General features: G+C 71.5%; 12 protein-coding genes. 5 read left to right on the plus strand and 7 right to left on the minus strand.

Annotation, left to right across the window (positions count from 1 at the left end):
- The 3 genes from ACFVH5_RS05760 (at position 1) to ACFVH5_RS05770 (ending at position 2,327) form a co-directional block, all read left to right on the plus strand.
- Entirely contained in the window at positions 1–726 is a 726-nt protein-coding gene (locus ACFVH5_RS05760) for a TetR/AcrR family transcriptional regulator (RefSeq protein ID WP_384803278.1), read from the plus strand.
- A gap of 10 nt (positions 727–736) precedes the next feature.
- Positions 737–1,072, plus strand: a complete 336-nt coding sequence (locus tag ACFVH5_RS05765; protein WP_385832318.1) for a hypothetical protein — start codon at positions 737–739, stop codon at positions 1,070–1,072.
- Between the two features lie 106 nt (positions 1,073–1,178).
- Positions 1,179–2,327: an NlpC/P60 family protein gene (locus ACFVH5_RS05770; RefSeq protein WP_385832320.1), complete on the plus strand. Its 1,149-nt coding sequence runs from the start codon at positions 1,179–1,181 to the stop codon at positions 2,325–2,327.
- Between the two features lie 67 nt (positions 2,328–2,394).
- On the opposite strand, the gene ACFVH5_RS05775 is transcribed toward ACFVH5_RS05770, so the two are convergent.
- The 5 genes from ACFVH5_RS05775 to ACFVH5_RS05795 form a co-directional block, all read right to left on the minus strand.
- Entirely contained in the window at positions 2,395–3,648 is a 1,254-nt protein-coding gene (locus tag ACFVH5_RS05775) for a styrene monooxygenase/indole monooxygenase family protein (protein WP_385832321.1), read from the minus strand.
- A gap of 116 nt (positions 3,649–3,764) precedes the next feature.
- Positions 3,765–4,427 carry an ATP/GTP-binding protein gene (locus ACFVH5_RS05780; RefSeq protein WP_384803290.1) on the minus strand — a complete coding sequence of 221 codons (663 nt, stop codon included), beginning with the start codon at positions 4,425–4,427 and terminating at the stop codon, positions 3,765–3,767.
- The gene (locus ACFVH5_RS05785) at positions 4,408–4,824 is read right to left on the minus strand and encodes a DUF742 domain-containing protein (protein ID WP_385832323.1); all 417 of its coding nucleotides are present in this window, start codon (positions 4,822–4,824) and stop codon (positions 4,408–4,410) included. Before ACFVH5_RS05785 ends, ACFVH5_RS05780 begins: the two co-directional genes overlap by 20 nt.
- Complete coding sequence (locus ACFVH5_RS05790) at positions 4,821–5,321, minus strand: roadblock/LC7 domain-containing protein (protein WP_107021333.1); 501 nt, start codon at positions 5,319–5,321, stop codon at positions 4,821–4,823. The genes ACFVH5_RS05785 and ACFVH5_RS05790 overlap by 4 nt, the downstream gene beginning before the upstream one ends.
- Positions 5,318–8,326 (minus strand): nitrate- and nitrite sensing domain-containing protein, encoded by a 3,009-nt coding sequence (locus ACFVH5_RS05795; RefSeq protein ID WP_385832324.1) that lies wholly within the window; start codon positions 8,324–8,326, stop codon positions 5,318–5,320. The genes ACFVH5_RS05790 and ACFVH5_RS05795 overlap by 4 nt, the downstream gene beginning before the upstream one ends.
- Positions 8,327–8,682: 356 nt before the next feature.
- Between ACFVH5_RS05795 and ACFVH5_RS05800 the strand changes: the two genes are divergently transcribed.
- On the plus strand, positions 8,683–9,468 hold the full coding sequence (locus ACFVH5_RS05800; protein ID WP_384803300.1) for a hypothetical protein: 786 nt from the start codon (positions 8,683–8,685) through the stop codon (positions 9,466–9,468).
- Positions 9,469–9,720: 252 nt separating this feature from the next.
- Here ACFVH5_RS05800 and ACFVH5_RS05805 read toward each other — a convergent pair whose 3' ends face one another.
- A complete protein-coding gene (locus ACFVH5_RS05805; protein ID WP_385832389.1) occupies positions 9,721–10,230 on the minus strand; it encodes a MarR family winged helix-turn-helix transcriptional regulator in 510 nt (169 codons plus the stop codon).
- Positions 10,231–10,459: 229 nt separating this feature from the next.
- Here ACFVH5_RS05805 and ACFVH5_RS05810 point away from each other — a divergent pair, with 229 nt between their 5' ends.
- On the plus strand, positions 10,460–11,314 hold the full coding sequence (locus tag ACFVH5_RS05810; RefSeq protein WP_385832326.1) for a lysozyme: 855 nt from the start codon (positions 10,460–10,462) through the stop codon (positions 11,312–11,314).
- A 162-nt stretch (positions 11,315–11,476) separates the two neighbouring features.
- On the opposite strand, the gene lon is transcribed toward ACFVH5_RS05810, so the two are convergent.
- Positions 11,477–13,894 carry an endopeptidase La gene (gene lon, locus ACFVH5_RS05815; RefSeq protein WP_384803306.1) on the minus strand — a complete coding sequence of 806 codons (2,418 nt, stop codon included), beginning with the start codon at positions 13,892–13,894 and terminating at the stop codon, positions 11,477–11,479.
- Between the last annotated feature and the right edge of the window lie 148 nt (positions 13,895–14,042).

Below are 14,042 nucleotides of genomic sequence, written 5' to 3' on the forward strand. Positions count from 1 at the left end.
ATGACCTCGCAGGCCCCCACCCGCGCATACCGACGCCTGAGCGTCGAGGAACGCCGCAGTCAGCTCCTCGACGCCGCGCTGTCCCTGTTCGCGACACGGGCCCCGGAGGACATCTCCCTGGACGACGTGGCGGAGGCCGCGGGCGTCTCCCGCCCGCTGGTCTACCGCTACTTCCCCGGCGGCAAGCAGCAGTTGTACGAGGCGGCCCTCCGCTCCGCCGCGGAAGAGCTGGAGCACTGCTTCGCCGAACCGCCGGACGGCCCCCTCACCCGCCGCCTCGCCAACGCCCTGGACCGCTACCTCGCCTTCGTCGACCAGCACGACGCCGGTTTCAGCGCCCTGCTGCAGGGCGGCAGCGTGGTCGAGACGTCGCGGACGACGGCCATCGTGGACGGCGTACGACGGGCCGCCGCCGAGCACATCCTCAGCCATCTGGCCGTCGAGGAGCCGGGCAACCGGCTGCGGATGACCGTCCGGATGTGGATCACGGCCGTCGAGGCGGCCTCGCTGATCTGGCTGGACGAGGAGAAGGAACCCCCGCTGGACGAACTGCGGGACTGGCTGGTCGAGCAGTTCGTGGCCTGCCTGGTGGCGACGGCGGCCCGCGACGAGCAGACCGCCGCGGTCGTACGGGCCGCGCTGACGCTTGAGTCCGCGGACGGACCGATGGGCTCGCTGGCCCGCCGCGTGCTGCCCGTGGTGGGCGACGCGGCGCACCTGCTGTGACACTGGCCCGGTGAAGAGCGAAGACACCCCCTTCGAGGGCGGCCCCCTGGACGGCCGTGTGCTGCCGGTCCTGCTCGGCCCGACCGGCCACCCGCCGAAGGTGTACCGCGTCCCGGTGCCGTCGAACGACGGCGGCGCGCCCACCCTCCTGGTCTACCGCCGCGTGCAGGCGGCCGCGAGCAGCCGTCTCGGCCTGCACCAGGGATGGAAGTACGAGTACGACCCCACGGGCCGCGCCGGCGGACTCAAGTGGCCGTGGTCGAAGCCGGACCCCGCCCCCGGTCCGGTGCCGGGCGCCACGCCAGACGCCACGCCGGACGGCAAGCCGGAGGACACCCACGGGTGACCTCGTTGGGCCGGTCCGCCCACGGTCGGCGCGCGCGGTTCGCGCGGGCGTCTGATGCTCACGGTGCGGAGGAGCGGAAATACCGCCCCGCACCGGAGGTGATGGCGTGTCAGGAAGGCTTCTGCGACTGGTCTGCACGGCGGCGATCGCGGCCGGCGCGGTACTGGTCCCCGCGCCCGTCCCCGTACAGGCCTCGGCGGCACCCGGCCCGCGGGACAGCGGCGCTCCCGCGGCCGAGCGGCCGGTGGCCGAGCTGCTGACGGACCTTCAGCGGCTGTACCGGGAGGCCGAGAAGGCCACCGAGACGTACAACGCGACCGAGGAGCAGCTGAAGCGGCAGCGGACCGAGGTCACCCGGCTCAACGGCCGGCTCACCGCGGCCCGCCTCGCGCTTCACGGCAGCCGCGGCGCGGCGGGACGGCTCGCCCGGCAGCAGTACCAGGGCAGGAGCGAGCTCTCCTCCTACGTACAGCTGCTGCTCGCCCGCGACCCGCAGCACGCGCTCGACCAGGGGCACGTCATCCGGCAGGTCTCGCAGGAGCGGGCCGGGACGATGGAGCGGCTGGCGGGGGACGAGCAGCGGACCGACGAACTGGCGCGCCGGGCCCGTACCGCCCTCGACGGCCGGCTGACCCTCGCCGAGCGGCAGAAGAAGGACCGCGACCTGGTGCGCGAGCGGCTGAAGGACGTCGAGGAGCTGCTGGCCTCGCTCACCGAGGAGCAGCTCTCGCGGGTGGCCGAGCTGGAGAGGTCCGGGGTGGCGAAGGCCCAGGACGAGCTGGTGGCGTCGGGCGCGCTCAGCAGCACCCGCCGGCCCACCTCCGAGGGGGGCGCGGCGCTGCGCTACGCCGTGGCCCAGATCGGCAAGCCGTACGAGTGGGGCGCCGAGGGCCCGGACTCGTACGACTGCTCGGGCCTCACCTCACAGGCGTGGACCGACGCGGGCCGCCCCGTCCCCCGCACGAGCCAGGAACAGTGGGCCGAACTCCCCCACATCCCCCTGACCGACCTGCGCCCCGGCGACCTGGTGGTCTACTTCCCCGAGGCCACCCACGTGGCGATGTACCTGGGTGACGGCCTGGTGGTCCAGGCCCCGAGACCGGGAGCGAGGATCAAGGTGTCCCCGATCGCGGCGAACCCGATCCTGGGCGCGGTCCGCCCGGACCCGTCGGGAAAACCCCTGCGGGGGTACACCCCACCGAAGCTCCCCGACAACGCGACGGACGGCTCGGACGAGGGCTACGACACGCACTAGGGCGCCCCCGAAGGGGCGCGGGGAACTGCGCGACCGGCCACGACGGCGCGGCAGGCACTAGCGGCCCTCAGCCAGCGGTCACAGAGGCCAGGTACGCCCCCGTCTTCTCCGGCTCGTAGAAGAAGTTCTCGAAGTCGGACGGGTCGTTGAAGCCGTTCGCGAAGCGGTTGGCGACCGGGGGGAGCTGGCCCGCCGCGCCGATCAGGTTCAGGACGTGCTCCGGGGGCGGGCCGAGCATCGCGTTCGTCCACTTCGTGACGTGCTGGGCCGTGTCCCAGTAGCGCTCGAACGTGGCGCGCATCCACTCCTCGTCGAACTCCTTGTCCCCGTGGCCGAGGATCGAGTCGAGGTACGAGGCGGCGCACTTGGAGGCCGAGTTGGAGCCCTGGCCGGTGATCGGGTCGTTCGCCACGACCACGTCCGCCACGCCGAGGACCAGGCCGCCGCCGGGCAGCCGGCCGACGGGGTTGCGGACGGTGGGCGCGTAGCGGCCGGCCAGCGTGCCGCCCGCGTCGGTGAGTTCGACCTTGGTGGCCCTGGCGTACTCCCACGGCGTGAACCGCTCCATGAGTTCCAGGGTCAGGGAGAGGTGTTCGGCCGGGTCCTTCACACCCTGGAAGGCGTCCAGCGGGCCGCCGGGTATGCCCTCCCAGAAGAGGATGTCCGCCCGGCCGGAGGTGGTGAACGTCGGCATGACGAAGAGCTCGCCGACACCGGGCACGAGGTTGCAGCGGACCGCGTCGAACTCGGGGTGCTCGGGTCGCGGGCCGAGCCCGTGCACGTACGCGACGGCCAGCGCGCGCTGCGGCTCCGCGTACGGGGAGCGGGAGGCGTCGCGGCCGAACATCGACACCAGTTCGCCCTTGCCCGCCGAGACGAGGACCAGGTCGTACGTACGGGCGAAGTAGTCGAGGTCGGAGACCGCGGCGCCGTGGATGACGAGCTGGCCGCCGCGCTGCGCGAACGTCTCCATCCAGCCGGCCATCTTCACCCGCTGGTCGACCGACTGCGCGTACCCGTCGAGTGTGCCGACCCAGTCGATGGCGCGCTGCGAGGGGCCCGGGTCGAAGGAGCCGGGGGCCGCGACGGAGACGCCGAGTCCTTCGATCTTCGGGGCCTGGGACTCCCAGAAGTTCAGCTGGAGATCGCGCTCGTTCTCCAGTGCCGTGTGGAACATGCACTGGGTGGACATGACGCGCCCGGTACGGATCTCGTCCGCCGTCCGGTTGGACATCAGGGTGACCTCGTACCCGTTCGTCTGGAGTCCGAGGGCGAGCTGGAGTCCGGACTGGCCGGCTCCGACGACGAGTATCTTCCGCATGCGGGTCCTCACTGTGCACTCTGCGTACGCGTACGCCTTGTTACGCCTTGTTCGGGGCTGACGTCCTGCGCGAACTGTCCGATGCGGACTGTCCGGTGCGAACTGTCCGGTACGAACTATTCGGGGCTGACGTCGAGCGCGTGGCCCACCAGTGCCAGCAGGCTCTCGATGACCGAGATCCTGCGGCGCGCGTCCATGATCATGACAGGTATGTGCCGGGAGATCGTGAGCGCCTCCCGCACGTCGTCGGCATCGAACCGCTCGCTGCCGTCGAAGTGGTTGACGGCGACGACGTACGGCAGCCCGCAGCTCTCGAAGTAGTCCAGCGCCGGCCAGCAGTCCTTGAGACGGCGGGTGTCGGCGAGGACCACGGCGCCTATCGCCCCGCGCACCAGGTCGTCCCACATGAACCAGAACCGCTGCTGTCCGGGCGTACCGAACAGGTACAGCACCAGGTCGTCGTCGAGCGTGATGCGGCCGAAGTCCATGGCCACGGTCGTGGTGGTCTTCTCCGGGGTCGAGCTGAGGTCGTCGGTGCCCTCGCTCGCCTGTGTCATCAGCGCCTCCGTCTGGAGAGGCGTGATCTCGGAGACGGCGGTGACGAGGGTGGTCTTGCCCACCCCGAAGCCACCCGCCACCACGATCTTCGTGGCGATCGGCGCGCGGGTCCGATCCTTCTGCCAGGCTTTCAACTCCTCGTCGGGCTCCACGACTTCGGGGAGGCCGGACGATCGGGAGACATCCGAGACGCGGGAGACGTCAGAGACGACGGAGTCCACTCAGCACCCTTTCCAGCAGAGCACGGTCCGGCTGTCCCGGGCCGTGACCTGTTCCGTACACACGGATCTTGCCCTGGTCCGCCAGGTCGCTGAGGAGCACCCGGACCACGCCGAGCGGCATCTTCAGAAGGGCCGCGACCTCGGCCACCGTACGCATCCGGCGGCAGAGTTCGACGATGGCCCTCATCTCCGGCATCACCCGGGTGGAGAGTGAACCATTCTCCAGTTCACGCCGTTCATCCGGGGCCTCAAGTGCGGCCACGAACGTCTCGACGAGCAGCACGTGCCCGAACCGCGTACGCCCGCCGGTGAGCGAATAAGGGCGTACGCGGGCGGCTTTGCGGTCGCCGCCGCGGACCGGCAGCCTGGGCGTGCCGTTCACGTTCGCGTCGCTCACTTGGCCGTCTCCATCGTCGTGGCCTCAAGCGACTGGCGCAGCTCGCTGCGGAGTTCGGGAGTCAGGACGTGTCCGGCACGGCCCACGAAGAGCGCCATGTGGTACGCGACGACGCTCATGTCGCAGTCGGGGGCGCCGTGCACACCGAGCAGCGAACCGTCGCTGATCGACATGACGAAGAGCCCGCCCTCCTCCATCGCGACCATCGTCTGCTTGACGGTCCCGCCGTCCATCAGCTTCGCGGCGCCGATGGCGAGGCTGCCGATGCCGGAGACGATGGTGGCCAGGTCCGCCGCGGACCCGCGGGGACCCGAGGGTCTCCCCTCGTCCTGCCGCGCCTGCGCGTTTCTCCCGGGGTCGGAGGAGAGGAGCAACAGGCCGTCGGAGGAGACCACCGCGACCGACAGGAGGCCCGGCACCTCCTCGACGAGGTTCGTCAGCAGCCAGTGCAGATTGCGGGCTTCGTGGCTCAGTCCGAAGGTACTGGACGCGGTCAACTGCTTGCCTCCTCGACTGTGTCCCCCCTGGTTTCTACGGCATGTGCGGCGGGCGTCTGCAGCTCCGACGTCTGTTCGGAGATCTCCGCCTCGACATCGCGCCGGCCCTCGCTGGCGCCCCGGTGGAACCCGCCGAGACGGCGGCGCAGTGCCTCGGCGTCGACGGGCGTCTGGCGCGGACCGACGGCGGGCGCGGGCGCGGCGATCCTCGGGGTCCGCTTGGGCAGCCCCTTGTCCGTGATCCGCTCCGCCGGCTCCGGCGACTCCTGGGTCCCCTCGGTTCCCTGAGTTCCCTGTGACGTCTGTACGTCGTCCCGGGCGCGCTCGTGGGCGTCGGGGCCGATGGCGTACGGGTCGGGGGCGCGGTGCGGCTCGGTGCGGTGGTCCTTGGTGGCCTGGGCCGGGACCCGGATCGCCGATGCGTCCGACGGGTCCGATGCGTCCGACGGGGACGCGGCACCGGGCTCGGCAGGTGCGGCGGGCTCGTCCTTCGGCGTCGCGGGCGGCACCGGGGCCATGAGGACCATGGTGGTCTCGGGGCCGGTGGGCTGATCCGGCTCCGGGGCGGCGGGCTCGTCGTCGGCCGCAGGCTCGACGGGGGCCTCGGGAGCGGTGCGGGCCGCAGGCGAGGTGGTGGCCGCGGACTCGTCGGCGGCGGCCGACTCGGGCGGGGCAGCCGGCTCGGGCGGGGCGAGAGCCGTACCCGCCCCGTCCGTCTCGCGCAGGGTGTCCTCCGCCGCCGCGATCAGCGGGTCGCGGCCCTGACGGCCGTACAGGACGTTGGAGTTGACCTCGGCGTCCGCGCCCGGCAGGGACATCGCGGCGGCGCCCCCCGGCGTGCGGGCGGTGGTCGCCTGTGGGACGGCCACGGTCGGCGCGGCGGCGAGCAGTGCCTTGGGCAGGACCACGACGGCCGTGATGCCGCCCTGCTTCTGCTCGCGCAACTGCGCCCGTACACCGTGCCGGTGGGCGAGCCGGGCCACCACGTACAGGCCGAGCCCGAGGCCCTCGCCGCTCTCCTCGTCGTACGGGTCCTCCGGGTCGAAGGCCGCGAGGCGGGTGTTGAGCCGCTCCAGGCGCTCGCCGGTCATGCCGATGCCCTCGTCCTGGACGGAGAGCATGACCTCGCCGCTCTCCAGGAGCCAGCCGGAGACCTCGACGGGGATGTCGGGCGGCGAGAACGAGGAGGCGTTCTCCAGGAGTTCGGCCACGAGGTGGCTGATGTCGTCCGCCGCGAACCCGGCGAGGTGCGCGTGCGGCGGCAGCGCGGAGATACGGACGCGCTCGTAGCGTTCGACCTCGCTGACGGCCGCGCGGACGACGTCGACCAGCGGGACGGGGCCGGGGTGCTGGTGGCCGTGCTCCGCGCCCGCGAGGACCAGCAGGTTCTCGCTGTGGCGGCGCATGACGGTGGCGAAGTGGTCGAGCTTGAAGAGGGTGGCGAGGCGCTCGGGGTCCTGCTCGCGCTCTTCGAGGCCCTCGATGACACCGAGCTGCCGCTCGACCAGGCCCAGGGTGCGCAGGGCGAGGCTGACGTAGGTGCCGTGGATGTTCTGCCGGACCTGCTCCAGGTGGGCGGTGGCCTCGGCGAGTTCCGTACGGAACGTGTCGCGTTCGTCGGCCATCTTCTGGCGCTGGCCGATGAGGTGCTTGCGGTCGCCCTCCAGCGTGCCGAGGCGCTCCTGGAGCGCGACGGCGTGCGTGTGGAGCGTGTTGACGGAGCGCACGACCTGCGCGAACTCGTCGTTGCGGCCGGTGAACTTGACCGGGTCGCCGGTGCCGGGCTCGGCGGCCAGGCGTGCCGAACCGCGGCGCAGGACCGACAGCGGGCGCGTGAGCGACCGGGCCATGCCGGTGGAGACGCCGACGGCGAGCAGCATGAGCGCACCGAGGATCGCGACGCGGATCTCCAGCGCGGTGACGTCGTCGTCGCGCAGCTGGGCGAGTTCCTCGGCGCGCTGGGTGTTGAGGGACGCCTCGACCCCGCGCATCAGCTCGACGCGGGAGGAGAGCGCCGCGTCCAGCTTCTTGGTGCTGGTGGCCAGTTCGTCGTCGGAGAGGGTGGGCTGGTCCGCCAGGCTCGCCAGGTACTTCTCGGCGGACGCGACATCCGGTCCGTTGACCGTGGAGTCGTACGAGGTCCGGTCCGCCTTGGGTGCCGTGCCGGCGAAGTCGGCGAGGGCGGCCTGCTCACGGACGTTGGCCTGCTGGGCCGCGGCGGTGAGCGCGTCGCGCTGCTTCGTCGCGGCGGCCGACGACGTGGTGGTCGTGGTGGGCAGGCCCGTGATCGGGTCGGTGGTGGTCTGCCTGCTGGTGGGCACGCTCAGCGCGGCGAGCAGCAGACCACGGGTCGAGGCCGCCTGCTGGACGGCGGTGTCGAGGTCGGCGAGGGCGTGCGCGCCGGAGCCCGCGCGGGGCGGAATCTTCTCGGCCAGGTCCTCGGCGAGCCCGTGGAGTTCCGTGAGGGCCGTCGAGTACGCCTGGTGCGCTTCGAGGGCGCTGCTCTCCCCGGTGAGCGCCGACCTGCGGACGGCGGCGATCGCGTCGAGCGTCTTGAGGAAGGACGCGGGGGCGTCCGCCTCGACGGCGGCGACGCGCAGTTCGTCGACCTGGCGGTCCACGCGGGTGCTGCGGCGCTCCGAGGGTGCCTGGCCCTTGGGCCGGCCGGCCGCGAGGTACGAGGTGACCTCGTCGCGTTCGTCGGCCAGTGAGTGGGCGAGGGCCAGGGCGTCCTGGGTCCGCTCGGCCGACGTCACCAGATTCTGGGAATCGTTCAGCTGTCCGGAGGCGGCGATCACGGACGGAGCGCCCGCTCCGGCGATCGCGGCGGCCACCACGGCGACGGCGACGATCAGCCGACTGCGTACGTGAGCGGGCCGGCCTCGTCCCGCGGGGTCCGGAGTGTCCTGCGGTGCCGGTGAGTTCGGGGTGTGCCCTGAGGCTTCACCCGAGGCCGGCTGCCTGCCTTTGCGCCGAGGCCGCATTTTCTGCACCGGTGCTCGCATTCTTGACTCGTGTCCCCATGGGCCCGGGTGACGATCCGTCAACTCGCGTGTCGTCCCGGTTCGGCTCCCGACCTTCCCAGTGCCGGTGGGCAGTGGTCGCGCATCGCCTGACCCGCCACACGAAGGAGTGAACATCGCCGGGGAGCGGCCCGGCAAGTTCCCCTGGCGCGTGCGACACCCCTGCGGGGCAGGCCGGTTGGACGTCCACGGCAACCGATGGCAGGATGCGCCGCCACGCATCGCCCGAGTCGGCGAATCCGTCGCAAAACAGGCGCCTGACCTGCTTGTCCGGACCATTTGACCGACGGTTGCCAGCCTTTGGTGAAGCTCGTGAAGGGGTCGTGCAGACTGGCCGGATGCGCTCGGAACTGATCTCGGTACCCGGTGACCCCACCCGCCCCGACGAGGACTACGCATCGGTCGGGCTTCCCGCCTCCGGACAAGGGGGTTCGATCGTCGTCCTGGACGGCGTGACGCCTCCCGCGACCGACCAGGGCTGTCTGCATTCCGTCCCCTGGTTCACCGCCCGACTCGGTGGCGCGTTGCATGAACTGTCCGTTTCACGGCGAGATCTGACACTCACTGAGGTCTTGGGCCACGCCATCGCGCGTACCGCCGACGCACATCGGGCAACCTGTGACCTTTCTCACCCGCGCACCCCGCAGGCGACGGTGGTGCTGGCGCGCTGGTCAGAGGCGTTGGTCGAGTACTTGGTGCTCTCCGACTCGGCGCTGCTCATCGAGTCACCGGCGGGCGCGGTCATCCCCGTGCTGGACGACCGCCTCTCGCGGGTCCCGCACGCCACGCTGAGGTCGGCCGCGGCGACGGACGCGATCCTGCGCAACAAGGAGGGCGGCTTCTTCACGGCCGCGGCGGACCCGTCGGTGGCGTCCCGCGCCGTCACGGGCACGCTCCCCCGCTCCGAGGTCCGCGCCCTCACGGCCCTCACGGACGGCGCGACGCGCTGGGTGGAGAAGTTCGGCGAGGGCGACTGGACGGACCTGTTCACCCTGATCCGCAAGGAGGGCGGCCGGTCCCTGATCGACCGGGTCCGCACCCTGGAACGCTCCGAAACGGCCGCCACCTATCTGGGCCGCTCCAAGACCCACGACGACGCGACGGTGGTCCACGCGGAGCTGTGATGCCGCCCCCGCCGCGGAGTGGCCCGAAGCCGCGCGGTCGGGCCCGGGTCCGCCGTGGCTGATCGCGCCGTTCCCCGCGCCCCTCGGGGAGGGGCTGCGCCCCGTCCCACCCAGGGCGCGGGGAACGGCGCAGTCTTTTGCCTTTGTCTTCAGGGGCGCGGGGAACGGCGCAGTCTTTTCGCCCTTAAGGGGCGCGGGGAACTGCGCGACCAGCCACAACGGACCCGCAGCCGACACACAGCGCCCACCCCTTCAGCCCCGTTCGACCCCCCGGTTGAGCCGGTGCAACAACCGCGCCAGCTCAGCCACTTCCCCCCGGTCCCAACTGGCGAGTTCGCGAACATACCGAGCCCGCCGGGCATCCCGCACGGTCCCGAACCGCTCCCGCCCCACGTCGGTGAGATGCACGAGCCACGCCCGCCCGTCCGCGGGATCGGGCTCCCGCGCGACAAGCCCGATCTCCTCCAGCGCCCGCAGCTGCCGGGACATCGTGGCCTTGCCGACCCCGATGTACGCGGCAAGCTCCGTCGCCCGCTGCCGCCCGCGTTCCTCCAGCCGTACGAGCAGCCCGTAGGCCGAGGACTCCAGATCGGGGTGCACCTCGCGCACCATCTCCCCGGAGGACGCCCGCGCCCGCCTCAGCAGAACGGTCAGCTCACGCTCCAGCGCCAGGAACTCCTGGTCGACAGGACCGTGGTCCACACCACTGCCCGGAACGCCGGATCCCGCCCGATGCCCCTCACCCATACCGCCCTCGTGCACGTCAGCACCCATGACCCGGTTTCCCGATCGTGAAAGTTTCCGCCAAAGACCGCCATTGCCGCAGCTCGGCCAGTATTTCGCAGGAATAGACCAACGGCAGCCGCCGAGCCCTCTTTCCGCCGCCCGCCCGCGTGCGTAGCTTCTTCACCACGCACCCGCATGGCATGCCCACGCCATTTTATGGACCCCACCACCACCCGGGCACCACCGAGCCTTCGGAGGCACGAACATGTCCGTGCACACATCCGGAACGGCCCACCCCTCACCCGCGCGCGACCACCTCAGAACGCGCTTCGGCGCGATGGGCATCCTGCTCCTGTCCCTCTCCCTGTCCCTCTCCGTCCTCATCCCCGGTCCCGCCCACGCGGCCGACGTCCCGGCCCGCGGCTCCGCGTACATGGGGATGGGCGTCATCCCGCACGACGGCCAGGACGGCCTGCCGACCCCGGGCGACGCCACCCAGACGGAGGGGGTGGACGTCAGCAGCCACCAGGGCAACGTCGCCTGGTCCACCCTGTGGACCAGCGGGGTCAAATGGGCCTATGTGAAAGGCACCGAGGGGACGTACTACACGAACCCCTACTTCACCCAGCAGTACAACGGCTCGTACAACGTCGGCATGATCCGCGGCGCGTACCACTTCGCGACCCCCGACACGACGGGCGGCGCCGCGCAGGCCAACTACTTCGTGAACAACGGCGGCGGCTGGTCGAAGGACGGCAGGACGCTCCCGGGCGCGCTGGACATCGAGTGGAACCCGTACGGGGCGGCCTGCTACGGCAAGACGCAGAGCGCGATGGTCACCTGGATCCGCGACTTCCTGAACCAGTACAAGGCCCGCACCGGCCGTGACGCCGTCATCTACTCGGCCACCAGCTGGTGGACCCAGTGCACCGGCGACTACGCCGGTTTCGCCTCCGCCAACCCGCTCTGGATCGCCCGCTACGCCACGGCGGTGGGCACGCTCCCGGCGGGCTGGGACTACTACACGATGTGGCAGTACACGTCCTCGGGCCCCACGGTCGGCGACCACGACAAGTTCAACGGCGCCCTCGACCGCGTGGTGGCACTGGCCAACGGCTGACCCCGCCCCCGTACCCACGGCACACGTCGTACGCGGAAGGCCCGGACCCCTCACGAAGAGGGGGCCGGGCCCTACCCGCCCGATGACGTCCGTCACTGCGCCACCGGAGTCTGCGCCACGCGGCTCGCACGAGTCGTCACACGACTCACGCGAGCCCGCCGCTCACGCGGCCAGCGGAACCTCCGTCGCCGCGCCGTTCGTCGCCGGCGCCAGCGCCAGTTCCAGGACCTGGCGGACGTCCGTCACCGCGTGGACGTCGAGCTTCTCCAGCACCTCCGCCGGTACGTCGTCCAGGTCGGCCTCGTTGCGCTTCGGGATGATCACCGTGGTGACACCCGCCCGGTGCGCGGCGAGCAGCTTCTGCTTGACGCCGCCGATCGGCAGCACCCGGCCGGTGAGCGAGACCTCACCGGTCATGGCCACGTCGGTACGGACCTGGCGGCCGGACAGCAGCGAGGCCAGTGCCGTCGTCATCGTGACACCCGCGCTCGGACCGTCCTTCGGCACCGCGCCCGCCGGGAAGTGGATGTGCACGCCCCGGTCCTTGAGGTCGGCGACGGGCAGTTCCAGTTCGGCGCCGTGCGAGCGGAGGAAGGAGAGCGCGATCTGCGCCGACTCCTTCATCACGTCGCCCAGCTGACCGGTGAGGGTCAGCCCCGCCGCGCCCGTCTCCGGGTCGGCGAGCGACGCCTCGACGAAGAGGACGTCACCACCGGCGCCGGTGACCGCGAGCCCGGTCGCCACGCCGGGCACCGCCGTGCGGCGCTCGGCCGGGTCCTGGGCGGACTCGGGCACGTGGTGCGGCCTGCCGATCAGCGCGCGCAGATCGTCCGCGCCGACCGTGAACGGCAGCTTCCGCTCGCCGAGTTCGTGCTGCGCCGCGATCTTGCGGAGCAGCCGTGCGACGGACCGCTCCAGGTTCCGTACGCCCGCCTCGCGGGTGTACTCCCCGGCCAGCCTGCGCAGCGCGCTCTCGTCGAGGGTGACCTCGGCGGTCTCGAGCCCGGCTCGCTCCAGCTGGCGCGGGAGCAGGTGGTCGCGGGCGATGACGACCTTCTCGTCCTCGGTGTACCCGTCGAGCCGCACCAGTTCCATCCGGTCGAGCAGCGCCTCCGGGATGGCCTCCAGCACGTTCGCCGTGGCCAGGAAGACGACGTCGCTCAGGTCGAGCTCGACCTCCAGGTAGTGGTCCCGGAAGGTGTGGTTCTGGGCCGGGTCGAGGACTTCGAGGAGGGCCGCCGCCGGGTCGCCCCGGAAGTCGGAGCCCACCTTGTCGATCTCGTCGAGCAGGACCACCGGGTTCATGGACCCGGCCTCCTTGATCGCCCGCACGATCCGGCCGGGCAGCGCGCCGACGTACGTACGCCGGTGGCCGCGGATCTCCGCCTCGTCCCGTACGCCACCGAGGGCGACCCGGACGAACTTGCGGCCCATGGCGTGCGCGACGGACTCGCCGAGCGAGGTCTTTCCGACGCCGGGAGGGCCGACGAGCGCGAGCACCGCGCCGCCGCGCCGGCCGCCCACGACACCGAGACCCCGGTCGTTGCGCCGCTTGCGGACCGCCAGGTACTCGGTGATCCGCTCCTTCACGTCGTCCAGGCCCGCGTGCTCGGCGTCCAGGACCGTCTTGGCGCCCTGGATGTCGTACTCGTCCTCCGTGCGCTCGTTCCACGGGAGTTCGAGCACGGTGTCGAGCCAGGTGCGGATCCAGGAGCCCTCGGGCGACTGGTCGCTGGAGCGCTCCAGCTTCTCGACCTCCTTGAGCGCGGCCTCACGGACCTTCTCGGGGAGGTCGGCGGCCTCGACGCGGGCCCGGTAGTCGTCGGACTCCTCGCCCTCGGCCTCGCCGTTCAGCTCGCGCAGCTCCTTGCGCACGGCCTCCAGCTGCCGCCGCAGCAGGAACTCCCGCTGCTGCTTGTCCACACCCTCCTGTACATCCTTGGCGATGGACTCGGCGACATCCTGCTCGGCGAGGTGCTCGCGCAGGTGCTCGGTGGCCAGCTTCAGCCGGGCCACCGGGTCGGAGGTCTCAAGCAGCTCGACCTTCTGGGCGGTCGTCAGGAACGGCGAGTAACCGGAGTTGTCGGCGAGCGTGGACACGTCGTCGATCTGCTGGACACGGTCCACGACCTGCCAGGCGGCCCGCTTCTTCAGCCAGTTCGTGGCCAGCGCCTTGTACTCCTTGACCAGTTCGGTCACGGAGCCGGGCAACGGGTCCGGCACGGTCTCCTCGACCTGCGTGCCCTCCACCCACAGGGCCGCGCCAGGACCGGTCGTACCGGCACCGACGCGCACCCGTCCGCGACCGCGGATCAGGGCACCGGGGTCACCGTCGGCGAGGCGCCCGACCTGCTCGATCGTGCCGAGCACCCCCGTGTTGGCGTACGTGCCGTCGATCCGCGGAACAAGAAGCACCCTCGGCTTGCTGGCACCGGTGGAACGGGCTGCTGCCTGCGCGGCTTCCACCGCGGCGCGTACATCGGCGTCGTTCAGGTCCAGGGGCACCACCATGCCGGGCAGCACGACCTCGTCGTCGAGCGGCAGCACGGGCAGAGTGAGCGGTTCGGACGTCAAAGTCATGATCTCCCCTTCGGCATTCAAGTTGAGCTATGCCGACTCAATGCACGTGAGCCTCTGATTGTTCCCCTACGGGTGTTCGCTGTGAGCGATCGCCTCTGTCGACCCGAGCCACCGACCCCGTACCGTCTGCTCCAGTAACAGCTCAATA

This window comes from Streptomyces sp. NPDC127119, from assembly GCF_042677425.1.
Lineage (GTDB): Bacteria > Actinomycetota > Actinomycetes > Streptomycetales > Streptomycetaceae > Streptomyces.